The organism is Escherichia sp. WS1118, from assembly GCF_046487695.1.
GTDB classification, from domain to species: Bacteria; Pseudomonadota; Gammaproteobacteria; order Enterobacterales; family Enterobacteriaceae; genus Escherichia; species Escherichia coli.
In genome coordinates, this window is the sequence record NZ_JBJQIZ010000003.1 from 193,060 (window position 1) to 211,648 (window position 18,589).

Below are 18,589 nucleotides of genomic sequence, written 5' to 3' on the forward strand. Positions count from 1 at the left end.
TAATCAGGTATAATTTGTTTAATCAAGCAGCAATTTTGCTGATTATGGACGGTACAACAGGAGGTTTTTCCGATGCTTATCTTTATCCCGATTCTCATTTTTGTCGCGCTGGTCATTGTCGGCGCGGGCGTCAAAATCGTGCCGCAGGGCTATCAATGGACGGTAGAACGCTTTGGTCGCTATACCAAAACGTTACAGCCAGGTCTAAGCCTGGTGGTGCCGTTTATGGATCGCATTGGTCGCAAGATCAATATGATGGAGCAAGTGCTCGACATCCCTTCCCAGGAAGTTATCTCGAAAGATAACGCCAACGTTACCATCGACGCTGTGTGCTTTATTCAGGTGATTGACGCGCCGCGCGCGGCTTATGAAGTCAGCAATCTGGAGCTGGCGATCATCAACCTGACCATGACTAACATCCGTACCGTGCTGGGTTCAATGGAACTTGATGAAATGCTCTCTCAGCGCGACAGCATTAACTCGCGTCTGCTGCATATTGTCGATGAGGCCACCAACCCGTGGGGGATTAAAGTCACCCGTATCGAAATTCGTGATGTGCGCCCGCCCGCAGAGCTTATCTCTTCAATGAACGCGCAGATGAAAGCGGAACGTACCAAACGCGCTTACATCCTTGAAGCGGAAGGGATCCGTCAGGCGGAAATCCTCAAAGCCGAAGGTGAAAAACAGTCACAAATCCTGAAAGCGGAAGGCGAACGTCAGTCGGCGTTTTTACAGGCTGAAGCGCGTGAACGTTCCGCTGAAGCAGAAGCCCGCGCCACCAAAATGGTGTCTGAAGCCATCGCCTCCGGTGATATTCAGGCGGTGAACTACTTCGTCGCACAGAAATACACCGAAGCGTTACAGCAGATCGGTTCGTCCAGTAACAGCAAAGTGGTGATGATGCCATTAGAGGCCAGCAGCCTGATGGGGTCGATTGCCGGGATTGCTGAGCTGGTGAAAGACAGCGCCAACAAACGGACTCAGCCATGATGGAGTTAATGGTCGTTCATCCACATATTTTCTGGCTAAGTCTCGGCGGTTTGCTGCTGGCAGCCGAGATGTTGGGCGGCAATGGTTATCTGTTGTGGAGCGGCGTGGCAGCGGTGATTACCGGTCTGGTGGTCTGGTTGCTGCCGCTGGGTTGGGAGTGGCAAGGGGTAATGTTTGCCGTCCTGACGCTGCTCGCCGCCTGGCTGTGGTGGAAATGGTTGTCGCGGCGAGTGCGCGAACAAAAGCACAGCGACAGTCATTTAAACCAGCGCGGGCAGCAGTTGATTGGCCGACGTTTTGTTCTGGAATCTCCGCTGGTCAACGGGCGTGGTCATATGCGCGTCGGTGACAGTTCATGGCCTGTCAGCGCCAGCGAGGATCTCGGCGCTGGTACGCATGTTGAGGTGATTGCGATAGAAGGAATAACGCTGATTATCCGTGCGGTCATCGCCTGACGCGTCTTATCACACCTGGAAATCTGTACCAAACCCCATGCCGGATAAGGCGTTTACGCCGCATCCGGCATATAGCCCCCTACATAGTGTTAATTGAATGTTCGGCTAAGGAGCAGCCATGTTTTCCCCCTTTCGAAAACCTGAAGTACGTCTGCTGAAAAATACCGCTGCGGGCGTCATTTTTTCGGTGAAGTCCGGGAAAGGATTTCTGCGTCAATGTGTGATTTACGATCCGCACTCGCACGGTCTTATCCATTCGCTCTGCTGGCAGGATGTCCCGTTAATACGTTTCTGGTCCGAGGCTGGATGCCCTACCTGTGCGGAATTTGTCTACAGCGGTTTTGCGGAGGATGAACAGGGAGCCGCCCGGTTTTTGTCTGCTCTCGAAAACTGGAATCGCCCGTGGTCTGGCATAACGGACGCTTTTGCCGCGCTGACACCGCTGTTCACATGCATGGCTGATGGTTATTATTTGCTGGAAGATCGTGAACTTTACCCGACGGATGGCAACGGGCATTTCTTTTGGGCGGCAACGGACCATAGTTCCAGTAATCCGGCAACCGTTGCCGTCTGGGATCCTGAATATTGCTCTTTCAGTGACACCGCGCCCTGCTTTCTTCTACCCGGCCAGCCGCCATCACATTTTAATCCTGAGCGTGCGACGTTTTATCGCGATAAACCGGACGCCCGCGCTCTGGCCTGGTATCTCCCTGATTCCTATCTCTGCGTTCTGCTCGACGGACACCATAAGGCTACTGCCGCCGCGCTGGAAGGGCGACCGCTCAAAACACTGGTGCTCAGCACGGCAACCCATTTTAATGATGAGCAACAAACCCTGGTATTTCCTGGCGGGGAATGTCTGCACAAAACAGAGCTGCAATACCACATACCAAAACTCACCGCGTGCAAAACATTACCGCCCAGCGCATGGGAGAGTTTCGGCCCTGATAAGCACATCAGCCCATCCGAAACCTGGTCAGAAGAGTTAAAGCAGAGCGTCAGTCGGTACCCCTCGCTGGATCAAGCCTGGCAAATTGTTGAGGCCGGGAATTTGAGCGAAACTCGTATTAAGAGCATGATCCAACAAGGTTTGGGGGAGGATGAAAAGGCTGATATTATTTTGCAGGCGCTGTTTTCCACACACTCGCCGCTTTTTATTGACTTTGCCCGATTCGTTATCAGCCATCCGGCATACGCCATTTATCGCCCCCTCACCTTCCGGTTGATGGCGCAAAACCGAACGCCGCAAGCAGATGCTTTTTTTCTGGATTTTGCCATCAATGATGACGGGGAACGTCCGGAGCTGACGAAAATAATGGACGACTATTTTCGCAAGCCTTAATCACCCCGCCCGATGATGACAGCAGCCGGAGAGATTTTCGATAATCGGGCAGTCGGCGCTGTCATCACCGGGGCAGGCATTCGCCAGCGCCAGCAGCTGGTTACGCATGGATTGCAGTTCTTCGATATGCTGTTCGATCTCCGCTACTTTCTCCAGCGTACGACGTTTGACGTCGGCGCTGTGACGCTGCGGATCGTTAAACAGATTCACCAGTTCGCCGCTCTCTTCCAGGTTAAAGCCCACCTGGCGTGCCTGGCGCAGTAAGGTCAGTTCGTTGAGATGCTGCTGCGTGTAGGTGCGATAACCGTTTTCGCTGCGCATCGGCGGCGTCACCAGCCCCTTCTCTTCATAGAAGCGAATGGCTTTGCTGGTCAGGCCGGTAATTTTTGCTACATCGCTAATGTTCATCGTTCGCGCAACGCCTCCTGTGCTTTGTTAAAGGGTTTCAACAAATATTCAAGCACGTTTTTTTGCCAGTGCGAATATCGACCGCCACCACAATAATACAGGAAGTACTGCGCACAGAGAGATGTTATACGGTTTTATTGCGCTTCATGACCATTGCCACAATAAGGCTGAGTAAGAGTGCGCCAATAATCCATATCAGCGCACGGCTGCCCTGGGACCAGAGACTGTAGATAAAGCCAACGATCACCAACAACATAACCAACGTACCAACGATAAGAATCGGCAACGAGGCGTGAATATCATGACGCAGGCGGATCGCCACCACAAACACCGCCAGATAGCAGATCAAAAAGGTGGCGCTGGCAACGCTGGCGAGTGAGCCTAAATTCAGCGCCGCCGTCATCAGCATAATCAACACCACGACGATGATGTTACCCCAGGTACTCTGCCGCCACAGAGGTTTATTCATTAGCTTCGGCAGTTCGCGTTCGCTACCCATGTTGTCCATGATGTTAAACACGGCGAACAGGTTTGCGTTGATGGCTGAAGCCGTCGCCAGTAAAGCGCCGATGACGACGATCACATACCCCACATGCCCGAGGAGCGGAGAAGCAGCCTGCGCTACGGCGGTATCGGCATATTTTTCTAACTCTAATGCCGATACATCGCTAAGCAAAACCAGCGCCAGCGAGATATAAAGCAACGTGGTAACGCCAATCGCCACCAGAAACGCCCGTGGCATTATGACCTCCGGATCTTTCACTTTATCCGCCGCGTTCGCCATCATGCCAAAGCCCGCATAGGCAAGGAAGGTTATCCCGATACAGGAGAAGAACGCCCCGGAGCTGGGGGGCGCAGAAACGGAAATATGCGCCGGTTGCAGCGACCAGACACCGGCAATAATCAGCAATAACAGGATCATCATTTTAATGCCGACGAGGATCACTTCCAGCCGCCCTACCGCATGGTTGCTTAAGGAGTTGAAAAGCGTCATCACCGCAATGATCCCCAATGCGTAGAGCAAAATAAGGTGCTCCTCCTGGCTGCCTTCATGCAAAAACTGCACGGCATAAGCGCCAAAAGCACGGGCGACCATGGCGATACTCACCGCCAGCGTCAACAGGTACAATAACGAGAGCGCCAGCGAAAAAACGCCGTTGCCTAATCCGCGACGAAAGAAGTCGATAATACCGCCATTGCTGGGATAGCTCGCCCCCAGACGCGCATAGGCATAACCGGAAAACATCGCCACAATACCGCCAAAAGCAAAGGCGACCCAGGTCGAGGCTTCCATTAGCAACGCAGCCTGCCCCAGCAGCGCGAAGATCCCCGCCCCCACCATTGCCCCAATGCCGATGGAAACGACGTTCCATAGACCGAGGGGTTTGTTACCGTTATTACCTTCCGTGTTCATCATGATCAGCCCTTAAACACGTTATAGCCGAGTTGCTTAGCGACCGATGCCACCATTTTTTGACCGCGAACACTGTTGCCTTCTTCGTCCAGCGGTGGTGAAAACGCGGCAATTCCCATCACGCCAGGAACGACCGCCAGAATACCGCCACCTACACCGCTTTTGCCCGGCAAACCAACGCGATACGCCCAGTCACCGGAGCGACCATACAGCCCTTCCATCATCATTTCGGCCAGAATGTACGGCACATTGTCGGCCTGAAGAACGCGTTTATGCGTCAGCGGATTCACACCACCCGCCGCCAGCGTCGCGCCAAGCGTTGCCAGTTCAATAGTATTGATGAGCGTGGAGCACTGACGGGTGTACACGTCACAGGCTTCCATTGCATCACAATAGAGATATCCGGCGGAGTACAGCAGCCAGGCAATGGCCCGGTTATGGAAGTTGGTTGTTTGTTCCGACTGGTTGACTTCATCAGAGAGCGCTACCTGCTCACCAGCCAGTTGTTGTTGGATATGTAAAATTCGCTGCCAGCGTTGTTCAGTATTTTCAGCGTTAATCAGGCTGGTGGTGGCAATAGCGCCAGCATTTACCAGTGGCGAAAGCGGTTTGCCGCCATGCAACTCTAAGGCGATAACTGAGTTAAAGGGCAATCCGGTTGGGTCAGCGCCAACTTTGTCCTGTACCGCCTGCGGGCCGACATCTTCTAACGCAAGGGCTAACGTACAGACTTTCGAGATGGATTCCAGCGCAAAGCGGTAATCACTGTCACCCGCACTATAGACGTTGCCATCGCTGGTCACGATAGCCACTGCCGCCAGTTGACCAGGGACATTCGCCAGAAAGGGAATGTAATCGGCATTTTGTCCGCCGTTAAGTGAGTGAAATTGGGTGTAAGCCTGATCCACTGCCTGCTGTAATTTGTTTGCATCTAACATCTTTTGTTAACTCCTTTTTATAGATGCGGGAGGTAATTCCTCACCCCGGTGCCGATTTTCAGGCATCCTGATTTAACTTAGCACCCGCAACTTAACTACAGGAAAACAAAGAGATAAATGTCTAATCCTGATGCAAATCGAGCCGATTTTTTAATCTTTACGGACTTTTACCCGCCTGGTTTATTAATTTCTTGACCTTCCCCTTGCTGGAAGGTTTAACCTTTATCACAGCCAGTCAAAACTGTCTTAAAGGAGTGTTTTATGTCACAAACTATCGACCTGACCCTGGACGGCCTGTCCTGCGGTCACTGCGTTAAACGCGTGAAAGAAAGTCTTGAACAGCGCCCGGATGTTGAACAGGCGGATGTGTCTATCACTGAAGCGCACGTTACCGGGACTGCCAGTGCAGAACAGCTGATCGAAACCATCAAACAAGCGGGTTATGACGCATCTGTAAGCCACCCAAAGGCTAAACCGCTGGCGGAGTCATCAATCCCGTCGGAAGCACTGACAGCGGTTTCTGAGGCGCTTCCGGCAGCGACCGCCGATGACGATGACAGCCAGCAGTTGCTGCTGAGCGGCATGAGCTGCGCCAGCTGTGTCACCCGCGTACAAAATGCGTTGCAAAGCGTACCGGGCGTCACTCAGGCACGGGTAAACCTGGCGGAGCGTACTGCGCTGGTGATGGGCAGTGCCTCCCCACAAGATTTAGTGCAGGCGGTGGAAAAAGCGGGCTACGGCGCGGAAGCGATTGAAGATGACGCTAAACGCCGCGAGCGCCAGCAAGAAACCGCCGTCGCTACGATGAAGCGCTTCCGCTGGCAGGCAATTGTCGCGCTGGTGGTGGGTATCCCGGTGATGGTCTGGGGGATGATCGGCGATAACATGATGGTCACCGCTGACAACCGCAGCCTGTGGTTGGTTATCGGCCTGATAACCCTGGCAGTGATGGTTTTCGCCGGCGGCCATTTTTACCGCAGTGCATGGAAAAGCCTGCTGAACGGTGCAGCGACGATGGATACGCTGGTGGCGCTGGGTACTGGCGTGGCGTGGCTCTATTCGATGAGCGTCAACCTGTGGCCGCAGTGGTTCCCGATGGAAGCGCGACATCTTTATTACGAAGCCAGCGCGATGATTATCGGTCTGATCAATCTCGGCCATATGCTGGAAGCGCGCGCGCGTCAGCGTTCTTCTAAGGCGCTGGAGAAATTACTCGATTTAACCCCACCGACGGCGCGCCTGGTCACCGACGAAGGTGAAAAAAACGTGCCGCTGGCAGATGTTCAGCCAGGTATGTTACTGCGCCTGACGACCGGCGACCGTGTGCCGGTAGATGGTGAGATTACTCAAGGCGAAGCGTGGCTGGATGAAGCGATGCTGACGGGCGAACCTATCCCGCAGCAAAAAGGCGAAGGCGATAGCGTCCATGCCGGGACAGTGGTGCAGGACGGTAGCGTGCTGTTTCGTGCTAGTGCGGTCGGCAGCCATACTACGCTGTCACGGATCATTCGCATGGTGCGCCAGGCCCAGAGCAGCAAGCCTGAAATCGGCCAACTGGCGGATAAAATCTCAGCCGTATTTGTGCCGGTAGTGGTGGTGATTGCGCTGATCAGTGCGGCAATCTGGTATTTCTTTGGTCCGGCACCGCAGATTGTCTATACCCTGGTGATTGCCACCACGGTGCTGATTATTGCCTGTCCGTGTGCGCTGGGACTGGCGACGCCGATGTCGATTATTTCCGGCGTCGGGCGGGCGGCTGAGTTTGGCGTGCTGGTACGGGACGCCGACGCGCTGCAACGCGCCAGTACGCTCGACACCGTAGTGTTCGATAAAACCGGGACGCTGACCGAAGGGAAGCCGCAGGTTGTCGCAGTAAAAACATTTGCTGATATTGATGAAGCGCAAGCATTGCGTCTGGCGGCGGCGCTGGAGCAAGGTTCCAGCCACCCTCTGGCACGGGCGATCCTCGATAAAGCAGGTGATATGCAGCTACCGCAGGTCAACGGTTTCCGCACATTGCGCGGGCTGGGCGTGAGCGGTGAAGCTGAAGGTCATGCGTTATTGCTGGGCAATCAGGCGCTGTTAAATGACCAACAGGTCAATACCAAAGCAATTGAAGCAGATATTTCAGCTCAGGCATCGCAAGGGGCAACGCCTGTGCTGCTGGCGGTTGACGGGAAAGCGGTAGCCCTGCTGGCTGTACGCGATCCGTTGCGTAGTGATAGCGTGGCGGCGCTGCAACGCCTGCATAAAGCGGGATATCGCCTGGTGATGCTAACCGGGGATAACCCGACCACCGCCAATGCGATCGCTAAAGAAGCAGGGATTGATGAGGTGATAGCCGGCGTGCTGCCGGACGGTAAAGCCGAAGCGATCAAACGTCTGCAAAGTGAAGGACGTCAGGTGGCAATGGTGGGCGACGGCATTAACGATGCGCCAGCGCTGGCTCAGGCGGATGTCGGTATTGCGATGGGTGGCGGCAGTGATGTTGCCATTGAAACCGCGGCGATTACCCTGATGCGCCATAGCCTGATGGGTGTTGCGGATGCGCTCGCAATTTCCCGCGCAACGCTGCGCAACATGAAGCAGAACCTGCTCGGTGCGTTTATCTACAACAGCATTGGTATTCCGGTCGCCGCCGGTATTTTGTGGCCGTTCACTGGAACACTGCTTAACCCGGTGGTTGCCGGAGCGGCAATGGCGCTCTCGTCGATCACCGTAGTAAGTAACGCCAACCGCTTGCTGCGGTTTAAGCCGAAGGAATAAGTACATCATTGCGGATGCGCTGCTTTAGGGTGGCGCATCCGTTATAGGGAAATTATTCTACGCGACCTTTTTTGCACGCTCTTCACGGCGTGCCAAATATTCAGCCACTGTTTCAATCCGTCCCAATTCTTCCTGGGTACGCATGTTGTTTTCAACTTCCCAAAGATCAACTGCCGCCTGGAGGTTTAGCCAAAAATCGACTGTGGTATCAAAAACTTTCGCCAGACGGAATGCCATCTCAGTGGTGAGTTTACGATTGTTATTGATCAGTGCACTGACGCTATTACGATGAACATGCAGCAACTCTGCTAACTCATTGATTTTCAAATCGAGCGGTTCCAGATATTCATAGAGAAGAATATCTCCGGGTGTCGTCGGTTTTCTTGTTGCCTGTTTCATAGTTTTACCTTTCTCGTCAATACGACAGCTATGTTTTAGTAGTTGTGTGGGTCTAAAAACAATTCTTCGGCCTTGCCATTAACCCATTTAAAAATCAGTCGGTACTGTTTATTCACTCTAATGGAGGAGTATTCCTGTAATTTCCCGGATAACTCTTCGTATCGGTTCCCCGGAGGGGAGCGTAAATCCCAATGAGAAGTGGCAGCATTAATGATGTCCAACTTTCGTGATAACGTGGTATGGATTTCAGCAGGGATCTTTCGATGTGGCGTTGAATGGACAAAAAAATCAGCCAACCAGGCATCACGAAAACTCCTTATATTTTTCTTTTGAGCCATTCCTCTCTCATCTCCTTGTCCATTATTCAATCATTGTAATGCACACAAGCACTGTGCGCAAGTGCAACAATCAACTCCATTTGCGCCATCCCTCCCCGCGCGCTAGCATGATATTTCACAAAGGGAGGTCGTATGGATCTGTTGTACCGGGTAAAAACGCTTTGGGCCGCGCTGCGCGGTAATCATTACACCTGGCCTGCTATCGATATCACTCTTCCCGGCAATCGCCATTTTCATCTGATTGGCAGTATTCATATGGGTAGCCACGATATGGCTCCCCTGCCCACCCGTTTGCTCAAAAAGCTCAAAAACGCCGATGCGCTGATCGTCGAGGCGGATGTTTCCACCAGCGATACGCCTTTTGCCAATTTGCCTGCCTGCGAGGCACTGGAAGAGCGCATTAGCGAGGAGCAACTCCAAAACCTGCAGCACATTAGCCAGGAGATGGGCATTTCTCCGTCGCTCTTTTCTACCCAACCGTTGTGGCAAATCGCGATGGTTCTTCAGGCGACGCAGGCACAAAAACTGGGGCTGCGGGCAGAATACGGTATCGATTACCAGCTATTGCAGGCGGCGAAGCAACAACATAAACCCGTGATTGAACTGGAAGGGGCTGAAAACCAGATTGCCATGTTGCTCCAGCTCCCTGACAAAGGACTGGCGCTGCTGGACGACACGCTGACCCACTGGCACACCAATGCACGGTTGCTGCAACAAATGATGAGCTGGTGGTTGAATGCGCCGCCGCAAAATAATGAAATAACGCTGCCCAATACGTTCAGTCAGTCGCTGTACGATGTGCTGATGCATCAGCGAAATCTCGCCTGGCGGGATAAATTACGCGCCATGCCGCCGGGGCGCTATGTGGTCGCAGTCGGTGCACTACACCTGTATGGAGAAGGGAATTTGCCGCAGATGTTGCGCTAAAAAAATGGCCAATATCGCTATTGGCCCGTCAAAGAGGAATTTCATTTTTTTATTATTATGCCGTCACTTTAAGCGACGGTGTAACTCGATTGTCGCTCAATCTCACCATCCTGCCAATACTCTTAGGCAAGATGACTCTTTTTTTTGGACCGCCATCAGGCGTATGCTTGCTTCGTTTTTTTGTTTAAGGCAGGAAAATTACCATGACACCCGCAGTTAAATTACTCGAAAAAAACAAGATTTCGTTTCAAATCCATACCTACGAGCACGATCCGGCTGAAACCAATTTTGGCGATGAAGTCGTCAAAAAATTAGGTTTGAATCCGGATCAGGTCTACAAAACGCTGCTGGTCGCAGTGAACGGTGATATGAAACACCTTGCCGTGGCCGTTACGCCGGTCGCAGGTCAACTGGATCTTAAAAAAGTAGCAAAAGCGCTGGGTGCCAAGAAAGTTGAGATGGCCGATCCGATGGTCGCGCAGCGTTCGACGGGATATCTGGTTGGAGGGATTAGCCCACTGGGGCAGAAAAAACGTCTGCCAACGATTATCGACGCCCCCGCACAAGAATTTGCCACTATTTATGTTTCCGGCGGCAAGCGCGGTCTGGATATCGAACTGGCGGCAAGCGACCTGGCAAAGATACTCGATGCCAAATTTGCTGATATCGCCCGTCGCGATTAAGTGATGCACACGGAAGATGAGATGTGGAAAGGATTACAGAGACATTAAGTATCGCTTGTGCAGATGAGATACCGGATATCGCCTTACTTCGGCAAACATCGAGAGAGAAGGTATTACATCTGCATTTTGCCAGCGAAGCAGAGAGGTATCGTGAGGAATTCGGGCTGGTGCTGAAAGCACAGCTCGATGAATTTGTTGTTGGCATGCATTCTGCCGACCCGGTTATCAGGATCGCCAGATTAATATCGCTTGAAGAGATTAACCGCCATCAGGATTTTTTCGAACACTGCGCGAAAGAATATCGTAAGCTGGCGACAGAGCTTATATTTGCATTGGCTGAACAACTGAACGTTGAGATGGCGGAAAATAACCCGCTAGTTACCTTTGCCCCCTTCAAATGCAACCGTAAGCGAAAAGGCAAAATGGGAAAGTGGCAGTATTGTTTTCACGGTTTTCATTGTACATTTGAGAATAAAAAAACAGAGCAAAATATTGAAGTTCCCCTCGCCTACGGCTTTGATTTCGGCGATCTGGACCCGTATTTTTTTTCCGGATTTATCAAATCGACCCCCGCCTGGCAGCCTCTGCCAGTGGCTATTTACGATGATTACCACGACGGTAGCAGGATCATTCAACAACTGCTGGCGCTGGGAAAGTTACAAAAAATCCCTTCACCGATCCCACAATACACGGGGGTTGCTGCGGTAGATCGGTCCAATGTCGACATCGCAAATTTTCGCTCAACACTGGAGAGTCGCCTGCACCGATGTAAATTACGCTGGCTTTTGAAGCATGTAAAAAATTCACAAAGGAGCGAAAGATGAAATTTGACCATCTTGTTGATGTTAGCTTCCACAATTTTGTCTTTAACGGAAAATTCGATTTTGTCGAACTGGGGCAAACAATGGCATGGTTGGAACAAAACTTTGTTGAGCCGGACTCTAAAAATGATATGGGAAATGGTTTTTATATCTGGCTATTTGGTAATGTTGAGTTTCATTTCGAAAACAACAAGCTATATATGATTTGGTGCGATTATCTGAGCCAAATCCATTTGGGCAAAGCGATCCGATTTGATAAAGGAATATTGAATAACGTCGCTGAGTTGAACGTTACGCGTGTATTTAACATGCTTGTTAACGAAGGCGCTGATCTGCAAATCCGCCGTCAATCGCCCCATACACTCTTAATCCACGTCAATCGCTCAGGCGTGACACTTTGGTTTGAAGCAGATGAAGAACAGCCTGGTGATCCGCAGAATTATATGCTGATGGCATTTGGTTTGACACATCGCGATTACGATGCAAGATTTCAATATTCATAAATGGCGGCGTCATATCATGACGCCGCGACGGGGTTCATTACTGCCAGCTCACCTCACCTTTCGGTTCATAAACACTCACATCCAGCGGCGAGCTTTTCTGTATATACGCTTTCAGCACTTCGGCATCAATAAAGCCGGTATTCACATAGCCCGGTTTGTTATCAAGGCGCGGATAGCCATCACCGCCGGTGGCATTGAAGTTTAATGTCGCCATACGGTAAGTTTTCGCCGGATCGACCGGTTCGCCTTTGATTTTCAGGTCGTTCAGTTTGCCGTCTTTCGCCACAAAGCTAACGTTGGCAAATTGCGGGTAGGCACCTGAATCTGGCTTCATTTGTGCGACGGCTGTCAGGTAATCAATCACCTCTTTACCGGTCATGTCGGCATACACCACCACATTGCCGAATGGCTGCACTTTCAGCACGTTTTTATAGCTGATATCGCCAGCTTCGATAGAATCACGAATTCCTCCTCCGCTCATCACCGCAAAGTCGGCACCAGTGCGATCCATTTGTGCTGCCAGAATCAACCGCCCCATATTGGTCTGTACAAAACGTACTTTGTCACGATCGCCTTCCAGACGACCATTGGTTTCGCCTATTTTCACTTCCAGCTGCGCTTTGCCTTTGTTCTGGAACGGTGATAACAGCGAGATCATTTGCTGGTTTTCAGCGATTTCAGGGGTGTACAGCACGCGCTCGCTTTTCCCGTCTTCCCAGGTCACTTTCTTCTTCAGGTTCACCGGAATCAGCTGGTAGTTAACCATTTTCATTTCGCCATTACGAAACTCAAAATCAGCCCGTCCCACGTATTTGCCCCACTCATGCGCCTGCACAATCCAGATGCCGTTTTGTTGATCCGGTTTGCATGGCGTACCCGGCACGTAATCGACCTGTTTTTTGTTTTCTGCCGCCATACAGACCGGATCTTGCGAGTGACCACCGACGATCATCGCCAGCGATCCGGCAGGCAGCGCGCGTGCCATCTCCACATCGCCCGGTGCGTTAGAGCCGTGCTCACCATTGTCGTAATGCCCCATATGGGTCGCCGCGATAATAATGTCTGGCTTTTCTGTCTGTTGCAGCTCCTGAATCACCAGCTTCGCTTCATCAGCGGGCTTACGAAATTCGATATCAGTGAAATATTCCGGATTACCAATTTTGGCTGTGTCATCCGTCGTCAGGCCAATAACGGCAATTTTCAGATCCTGACGCTTAAACAGCGCCCATGGTTTAAACAGGCGCTCGCCGGTACTTTTCTGGTAGATATTGGCGGAAAGCAACGGGAACTTAGCCCACTTTTCCTGCTGGCGTAATACGGTGAGCGGGTTATCAAATTCATGATTACCGATCGCCATCGCGTCATAGCCCACCAGATTCATACCGCGAAAATCAGGTTCGGCATCCTGTAAGTCGGACTCGGGCACGCCAGTGTTAATGTCGCCACCGGAAAGTAGCAGCACGCTACCGCCTTCAGCCGCAACCTCTTTGCGGATACCATCCACCAGCGTTTTTTGCGCCGCCAGACCATATTCGCCATATTCATTGCGCCAAAAATGCCCATGATGATCATTAGTGTGCAGAACTGTAATTTTGTAGGTTTTATCCTGCTCGTACGCCAGAGCAGTTTCACTCGCCAGTGTAAATGTGGTTAACAGTGCTAACGCCACGCCCCGCTGCAATAATTTCATACTTCTCTCCCTGACCTGATTTCAACGTGTTGAAAAATAGTATGACGCGACATCATAAACAAGTCTGCGTCCGGTGAAGATAAATCTGCATCCAGATTAGAAATTCTGTATTCCGCGTTGAGACTTCCTTCAGGCAGCGCATACAGGTATGTTAGTCGGGTAATAATCACAAATAAGATCATTCTTTACATCGCAACCCTGAAAAAGTGACTTTCCTATGGCAATGAGTGAACAAACCCAGCCTGTGGCGGGCGCGGCTGCGTCAACGACTAAGGCCCGAACATCGTTTGGTATTTTAGGTGCTATCAGCCTCTCACATCTGCTGAACGACATGATCCAATCGCTGATTCTGGCGATTTATCCACTGCTTCAGTCAGAATTTTCTCTGACATTTATGCAGATTGGCATGATAACCCTCACCTTCCAGCTCGCCTCTTCGTTACTGCAACCGGTGGTCGGCTACTGGACCGATAAATATCCGATGCCGTGGTCGTTGCCGATTGGCATGTGCTTTACCTTAAGTGGTCTGGTGCTGCTGGCGCTGGCGGGCAGTTTCGGCGCAGTTCTGCTGGCAGCGGCGCTGGTCGGTACCGGTTCATCGGTCTTTCATCCGGAATCTTCTCGCGTGGCCCGTATGGCTTCCGGCGGGCGTCATGGCCTGGCGCAATCTATATTTCAGGTCGGCGGCAACTTTGGCAGTTCCCTGGGCCCCTTGCTGGCGGCGGTGATTATCGCGCCTTATGGCAAAGGCAACGTTGCCTGGTTTGTGCTTGCGGCACTGCTGGCGATCGTGGTGTTGGCGCAAATCAGCCGTTGGTACTCGGCACAGCACCGAATGAATAAAGGAAAACCCAAAGCGACGATTATCAATCCACTGCCGCGCAATAAAGTTGTTCTGGCGGTCAGCATTCTGTTAATCCTCATTTTCTCGAAATATTTCTATATGGCGAGCATCAGCAGCTATTACACCTTTTATCTGATGCAAAAATTCGGATTATCTATCCAGAATGCTCAGCTTCATTTGTTTGCCTTCCTGTTTGCCGTTGCGGCAGGTACGGTGATTGGCGGGCCTGTAGGGGATAAAATTGGACGGAAATATGTGATTTGGGGCTCTATCCTCGGCGTTGCGCCGTTTACGCTGATTTTACCCTACGCCAGCCTGCACTGGACGGGGGTTTTAACGGTGATTATTGGATTTATCCTCGCTTCGGCATTCTCTGCCATTCTGGTCTATGCCCAGGAGCTGCTTCCGGGACGTATCGGTATGGTTTCTGGACTGTTTTTCGGTTTTGCTTTCGGCATGGGAGGTCTGGGGGCGGCAGTTCTGGGGCTTATCGCCGACCACACCAGCATAGAGTTAGTCTATAAAATCTGTGCTTTCCTGCCACTATTGGGGATGTTGACCATATTCCTGCCTGATAACCGGCATAAAGACTGATTTCATTGCAGCCAAAGGCAAACTTTGGCTGCATCGTTTTACAGTCGCCATAAGCCTTTCCTCTGTTAAACCGCCTTCTGTTTTCCGATCCGTGCTTTTTTTTGCAGCTAATTCCATTTTTCTGCAAAATTCAACAATTATTCATAAACATCATCAATGAAATTGTCATAAACTATTACCTGTAATTTTGGTTTTCCCGGCCAAAAATGGACAATAACCACCAGGAAAAGGAGACGGAATGCATCACGCCACCCCGCTTATCACCACCATTGTTGGCGGCCTTGTGCTCGCCTTTATCCTCGGCATGCTGGCCAATAAACTACGTATTTCTCCTCTGGTGGGATATCTGTTAGCGGGTGTGCTGGCAGGACCATTCACTCCGGGCTTTGTTGCCGATACCAAGCTTGCGCCGGAACTGGCTGAACTGGGCGTTATTTTGCTGATGTTCGGCGTCGGTTTGCATTTTTCGCTCAAGGATTTGATGGCGGTAAAGTCCATCGCCATTCCCGGCGCGATCGCCCAGATAGCCGTGGCGACGCTGCTGGGTATGGCGCTCTCCGCCGTGCTGGGCTGGTCGTTAATGACCGGTATCGTGTTCGGCTTATGTCTTTCCACCGCCAGTACCGTGGTGTTACTGCGCGCACTTGAAGAACGGCAATTAATTGACAGTCAGCGTGGGCAAATCGCCATCGGTTGGTTGATTGTGGAAGACCTGGTGATGGTCCTGACGCTGGTATTGCTACCCGCGGTAGCAGGAATGATGGAACAGGGCGATGTGGGCTTTGCCACTCTTGCAGTCGATATGGGGATCACCATCGGCAAGGTGATCGCATTTATCGCCATTATGATGTTGGTAGGTCGCCGTCTGGTGCCGTGGATTATGGCACGCAGCGCAGCAACCGGTTCCCGCGAGCTGTTTACCCTGTCGGTGCTAGCGCTGGCGTTAGGGATTGCCTTTGGTGCGGTAGAGCTGTTTGATGTCTCCTTTGCACTCGGTGCGTTCTTTGCCGGGATGGTACTGAACGAGTCTGAACTGAGTCACCGTGCCGCCCACGATACACTGCCATTGCGCGACGCGTTTGCGGTGCTGTTTTTTGTCTCCGTCGGGATGTTGTTTGATCCGTTAATTCTGATTCAGCAACCGCTGGCAGTACTGGCGACGCTGGCAATTATTCTGTTTGGTAAATCGGTCGCGGCCCTGTTCCTTGTGCGTTTGTTTGGTCACTCCCAGCGCACGGCGTTAACCATCGCCGCCAGCCTGGCGCAGATTGGTGAGTTCGCGTTTATCCTGGCGGGACTAGGAATGGCATTAAATTTACTGCCACAGGCCGGACAAAACCTGGTACTGGCAGGGGCGATCCTGTCGATTATGCTCAACCCGGTACTGTTCGCACTACTGGAAAAATATCTGGCGAAGACCGAAACGCTGGAAGAGCAGACGCTGGAAGAGGCAATCGAAGAAGAGAAGCAGATCCCAGTGGATATTTGCAACCATGCGCTACTGGTGGGTTACGGTCGTGTAGGCAGCCTGCTGGGGGAGAAATTGCTCGCCTCTGATATTCCGCTGGTGGTGATTGAGACGTCACGAACCCGTGTTGATGAGCTGCGCGAGCGCGGGGTCCGCGCAGTATTGGGCAATGCGGCGAACGAAGAAATTATGCAACTGGCGCATCTGGAATGTGCAAAATGGCTGATCCTGACGATTCCCAACGGCTATGAAGCGGGCGAGATTGTGGCATCTGCCCGCGCGAAAAATCCGGATATTGAGATTATTGCCCGCGCCCATTATGACGATGAAGTGGCGTATATCACCGAACGTGGTGCGAATCAGGTAGTGATGGGTGAGCGTGAAATTGCCCGTACTATGCTGGAACTGCTGGAAACGCCACCGGCGGGTGAGGTGGTGACGAGGTAAACGGTGGTTGCCGGATAATAGGCGCGGATATGTAGGCCTGATAAGACGCGCCAGCGTCGCATCAGGCATTGAAAGCAAAATGCCAGATGCGGCGTGAACGCCTTATCTGGCCTACGAACCGACGATAACTTAACGATCCCAGTAAGACTCTTCCAGGCTGTCTTCACGCTCCGGCAAGCCGCGCGTTAAACGAGGTGAATGCTGGTTCAGTACCTGATAGCTCACACGGTTAGCATATTTACACACCTGCGCTAACGATGAATAAGTTAACCAGGTGAATTTATGTTTGCTGGAGTTTGGTACGTTGCTACGGTGGTAGCTGTTGGCGGTAATGTCATGCAGCAACGCTGCCAGTGCGCCATCCCCTGCTCCATTAGTGTTCATGATTTTTTCCGGCCCGCCCATGTACGGCGCAATGTGCGAATAGACACGCAGCGGATTCTGGCAATCCTTGTGGCGCATGGCGCGGCTAAACTCATACTGATTAAATTCCGCTATAGCACCCGGCAGCAGCGGATGCTGGGTTTTACGTTTCGCTTCGTCTTCGGTAAAGCCTGCCATATACAAGCCGATTGGCCCGGCGGTGCACAGCACCAGATCTACCCAGTCCAGCGCCTTGTCAGATGCCAACAACGGATCGCTTTCTCCGGTCAACGCTTCGGCTTCATCTTCGTTCATCGCAAGGATAGAGACGTGGTCTTTGAGGAATTGCTGCCACCACTGTGGATTCTCGGCAATGACAAACTTGGTGCCCAGCGTCAGCACCACCGGTACGTTATATTTCTTCGCGTACTCAATGGCTTTCATGGTTGCTTCCGGCATGGGTTCACCCGGCTTGCAACGCACCAGATAAGAGGTGAGAACCAGAGCCGAGGCTCCGGCAATCACATCTTCCGGAATACTTTCAGCCCGCAGCTGGTTCATGTGGCCGGGGCTGATAGCAAAGGTACGTTCCCCGGACTCGCCAATCAGCGTAAAGCAACGACCAATTGGGCCATCCACGCCTTGTAGATAGTTAAGATCGGTACGGCTGGAGGTGTTACACAGGTAACGATAGGCATAGCTGCCAATTTCAATATTGCTGCACATGACGCCCAGCAGCACCGAACGGTCGTCCGCGAGCACCGAGTAGTTGTGCATGGTGTTACCAATGGTGCCACCCGCAAACTGATGGGTAATCAGGTTTTTCTGTTTTAGTTCCTGATAAAGCGCTTCGGCAACGTCATCCTCAATCACCAATGAATGCCCGGCGCTTAATCCATAACGCTCAATGAATTCATCATCCACTTTCGCTTCAATATCGACCAGCGTTTGATCGATACCCACTACCCAGGCGGCGCTGGTTTCGTTTTCTGGCTGGAATTGCTGAAGCAGCGGATCGCGTGCGTTTACGGGGAAGTAATGTTTGGATTTACGTTTACCGGGAAATTTCATGGTTGTTTTTACGGGTGGTTAACTGAGCGGCGAATGTTAACACAATCTGACGGGAGCGCGCGAGACACAGCCAGTTTCAATATCAGCAGGCGGGATCGCATTTTCATGGCAGTGGTTCCTTACAATGA

The 18,589-nt window shown here is 51.9% G+C and carries 17 protein-coding genes and 1 pseudogene; 10 read left to right on the forward strand and 8 right to left on the reverse strand.

Annotated features, from left to right (window positions below; translation table 11 throughout):
• Window positions 1-72: 72 nt before the first annotated feature.
• The 3 genes from ACJHYO_RS06740 (at window position 73) to ACJHYO_RS06750 (ending at window position 2,787) form a co-directional block, all read left to right on the forward strand.
• The gene (locus tag ACJHYO_RS06740; protein ID WP_000904497.1) at window positions 73-990 is read left to right on the forward strand and encodes an SPFH domain-containing protein; all 918 of its coding nucleotides are present in this window, start codon (window positions 73-75) and stop codon (window positions 988-990) included.
• The gene (locus tag ACJHYO_RS06745) at window positions 987-1,445 is read left to right on the forward strand and encodes an NfeD family protein (RefSeq protein WP_000970318.1); all 459 of its coding nucleotides are present in this window, start codon (window positions 987-989) and stop codon (window positions 1,443-1,445) included. The genes ACJHYO_RS06740 and ACJHYO_RS06745 overlap by 4 nt, the downstream gene beginning before the upstream one ends.
• Window positions 1,446-1,563: 118 nt before the next feature.
• Window positions 1,564-2,787, forward strand: a complete 1,224-nt coding sequence (locus ACJHYO_RS06750) for a hypothetical protein (protein WP_000492613.1) — start codon at window positions 1,564-1,566, stop codon at window positions 2,785-2,787.
• On the opposite strand, the gene cueR is transcribed toward ACJHYO_RS06750, so the two are convergent.
• The 4 genes and pseudogenes from cueR to glsA form a co-directional block, all read right to left on the reverse strand.
• Window positions 2,788-3,195 carry a Cu(I)-responsive transcriptional regulator gene (gene cueR / locus ACJHYO_RS06755; RefSeq protein WP_001026743.1) on the reverse strand — a complete coding sequence of 136 codons (408 nt, stop codon included), beginning with the start codon at window positions 3,193-3,195 and terminating at the stop codon, window positions 2,788-2,790.
• Window positions 3,192-3,289: pseudogene (locus tag ACJHYO_RS06760) on the reverse strand (hypothetical protein); the annotation flags it as partial. The gene cueR and the pseudogene ACJHYO_RS06760, both read right to left, overlap by 4 nt.
• Before the next feature lie 30 nt (window positions 3,290-3,319).
• Window positions 3,320-4,612, reverse strand: a complete 1,293-nt coding sequence (locus ACJHYO_RS06765) for an APC family permease (RefSeq protein WP_000982162.1) — start codon at window positions 4,610-4,612, stop codon at window positions 3,320-3,322.
• 2 nt (window positions 4,613-4,614) lie between these two features.
• Window positions 4,615-5,547: a glutaminase A gene (glsA, locus tag ACJHYO_RS06770; RefSeq protein WP_000883041.1), complete on the reverse strand. Its 933-nt coding sequence runs from the start codon at window positions 5,545-5,547 to the stop codon at window positions 4,615-4,617.
• A gap of 261 nt (window positions 5,548-5,808) precedes the next feature.
• Here glsA and copA point away from each other — a divergent pair, with 261 nt between their 5' ends.
• Entirely contained in the window at window positions 5,809-8,313 is a 2,505-nt protein-coding gene (gene copA / locus ACJHYO_RS06775; RefSeq protein WP_021513535.1) for a copper-exporting P-type ATPase CopA, read from the forward strand.
• A 57-nt stretch (window positions 8,314-8,370) separates the two neighbouring features.
• Here copA and ACJHYO_RS06780 read toward each other — a convergent pair whose 3' ends face one another.
• The gene (locus ACJHYO_RS06780) at window positions 8,371-8,712 is read right to left on the reverse strand and encodes a HigA family addiction module antitoxin (protein ID WP_000806442.1); all 342 of its coding nucleotides are present in this window, start codon (window positions 8,710-8,712) and stop codon (window positions 8,371-8,373) included.
• 35 nt (window positions 8,713-8,747) lie between these two features.
• A complete protein-coding gene (locus ACJHYO_RS06785) occupies window positions 8,748-9,050 on the reverse strand; it encodes a type II toxin-antitoxin system RelE/ParE family toxin (RefSeq protein ID WP_000057524.1) in 303 nt (100 codons plus the stop codon).
• Window positions 9,051-9,182: 132 nt separating this feature from the next.
• Between ACJHYO_RS06785 and ACJHYO_RS06790 the strand changes: the two genes are divergently transcribed.
• The 4 genes from ACJHYO_RS06790 to ACJHYO_RS06805 all read left to right on the forward strand — a co-directional run bounded on the left by ACJHYO_RS06790 (window position 9,183) and on the right by ACJHYO_RS06805 (window position 11,984).
• The gene (locus ACJHYO_RS06790; protein WP_000365177.1) at window positions 9,183-9,977 is read left to right on the forward strand and encodes a TraB/GumN family protein; all 795 of its coding nucleotides are present in this window, start codon (window positions 9,183-9,185) and stop codon (window positions 9,975-9,977) included.
• A 203-nt stretch (window positions 9,978-10,180) separates the two neighbouring features.
• The gene (ybaK, locus tag ACJHYO_RS06795) at window positions 10,181-10,660 is read left to right on the forward strand and encodes a Cys-tRNA(Pro)/Cys-tRNA(Cys) deacylase YbaK (RefSeq protein WP_000186633.1); all 480 of its coding nucleotides are present in this window, start codon (window positions 10,181-10,183) and stop codon (window positions 10,658-10,660) included.
• Window positions 10,661-10,683: 23 nt separating this feature from the next.
• Window positions 10,684-11,484 carry a DUF6896 domain-containing protein gene (locus tag ACJHYO_RS06800; RefSeq protein WP_000439798.1) on the forward strand — a complete coding sequence of 267 codons (801 nt, stop codon included), beginning with the start codon at window positions 10,684-10,686 and terminating at the stop codon, window positions 11,482-11,484.
• A complete protein-coding gene (locus tag ACJHYO_RS06805; RefSeq protein ID WP_000667000.1) occupies window positions 11,481-11,984 on the forward strand; it encodes a hypothetical protein in 504 nt (167 codons plus the stop codon). The genes ACJHYO_RS06800 and ACJHYO_RS06805 overlap by 4 nt, the downstream gene beginning before the upstream one ends.
• 37 nt (window positions 11,985-12,021) lie before the next feature.
• Here ACJHYO_RS06805 and ushA read toward each other — a convergent pair whose 3' ends face one another.
• Window positions 12,022-13,674, reverse strand: a complete 1,653-nt coding sequence (ushA, locus tag ACJHYO_RS06810; protein ID WP_000771748.1) for a bifunctional UDP-sugar hydrolase/5'-nucleotidase — start codon at window positions 13,672-13,674, stop codon at window positions 12,022-12,024.
• A gap of 217 nt (window positions 13,675-13,891) precedes the next feature.
• On the opposite strand from ushA, the gene fsr reads away from it, so the two are divergent.
• Both fsr and ybaL read left to right on the forward strand, forming a co-directional pair.
• Window positions 13,892-15,112, forward strand: coding sequence for a fosmidomycin MFS transporter (gene fsr / locus ACJHYO_RS06815; protein ID WP_001251634.1), 1,221 nt, complete (start codon window positions 13,892-13,894; stop codon window positions 15,110-15,112).
• A 238-nt stretch (window positions 15,113-15,350) separates the two neighbouring features.
• The gene (ybaL, locus tag ACJHYO_RS06820; RefSeq protein ID WP_000546254.1) at window positions 15,351-17,027 is read left to right on the forward strand and encodes a YbaL family putative K(+) efflux transporter; all 1,677 of its coding nucleotides are present in this window, start codon (window positions 15,351-15,353) and stop codon (window positions 17,025-17,027) included.
• A 129-nt stretch (window positions 17,028-17,156) separates the two neighbouring features.
• On the opposite strand, the gene gsk is transcribed toward ybaL, so the two are convergent.
• Window positions 17,157-18,461 (reverse strand): inosine/guanosine kinase, encoded by a 1,305-nt coding sequence (gsk, locus tag ACJHYO_RS06825; protein ID WP_000671574.1) that lies wholly within the window; start codon window positions 18,459-18,461, stop codon window positions 17,157-17,159.
• Window positions 18,462-18,589 lie beyond the last annotated feature (128 nt).

Bases quoted from the DNA above. Each gene is read 5' to 3' on its own strand.
- ACJHYO_RS06740 (WP_000904497.1), top strand. From the start codon at position 73: ATGCTTATCTTTATCCCGATTCTCATTTTTGTCGCGCTGGTCATTGTC.
- ACJHYO_RS06745 (WP_000970318.1), top strand. From the start codon at position 987: ATGATGGAGTTAATGGTCGTTCATCCACATATTTTCTGGCTAAGTCTC.
- ACJHYO_RS06750 (WP_000492613.1), top strand. From the start codon at position 1,564: ATGTTTTCCCCCTTTCGAAAACCTGAAGTACGTCTGCTGAAAAATACC.
- cueR (WP_001026743.1), bottom strand. From the start codon at position 3,195: ATGAACATTAGCGATGTAGCAAAAATTACCGGCCTGACCAGCAAAGCC.
- ACJHYO_RS06765 (WP_000982162.1), bottom strand. From the start codon at position 4,612: ATGATGAACACGGAAGGTAATAACGGTAACAAACCCCTCGGTCTATGG.
- glsA (WP_000883041.1), bottom strand. From the start codon at position 5,547: ATGTTAGATGCAAACAAATTACAGCAGGCAGTGGATCAGGCTTACACC.
- copA (WP_021513535.1), top strand. From the start codon at position 5,809: ATGTCACAAACTATCGACCTGACCCTGGACGGCCTGTCCTGCGGTCAC.
- ACJHYO_RS06780 (WP_000806442.1), bottom strand. From the start codon at position 8,712: ATGAAACAGGCAACAAGAAAACCGACGACACCCGGAGATATTCTTCTC.
- ACJHYO_RS06785 (WP_000057524.1), bottom strand. From the start codon at position 9,050: ATGGCTCAAAAGAAAAATATAAGGAGTTTTCGTGATGCCTGGTTGGCT.
- ACJHYO_RS06790 (WP_000365177.1), top strand. From the start codon at position 9,183: ATGGATCTGTTGTACCGGGTAAAAACGCTTTGGGCCGCGCTGCGCGGT.
- ybaK (WP_000186633.1), top strand. From the start codon at position 10,181: ATGACACCCGCAGTTAAATTACTCGAAAAAAACAAGATTTCGTTTCAA.
- ACJHYO_RS06805 (WP_000667000.1), top strand. From the start codon at position 11,481: ATGAAATTTGACCATCTTGTTGATGTTAGCTTCCACAATTTTGTCTTT.
- ushA (WP_000771748.1), bottom strand. From the start codon at position 13,674: ATGAAATTATTGCAGCGGGGCGTGGCGTTAGCACTGTTAACCACATTT.
- fsr (WP_001251634.1), top strand. From the start codon at position 13,892: ATGGCAATGAGTGAACAAACCCAGCCTGTGGCGGGCGCGGCTGCGTCA.
- ybaL (WP_000546254.1), top strand. From the start codon at position 15,351: ATGCATCACGCCACCCCGCTTATCACCACCATTGTTGGCGGCCTTGTG.
- gsk (WP_000671574.1), bottom strand. From the start codon at position 18,461: ATGAAATTTCCCGGTAAACGTAAATCCAAACATTACTTCCCCGTAAAC.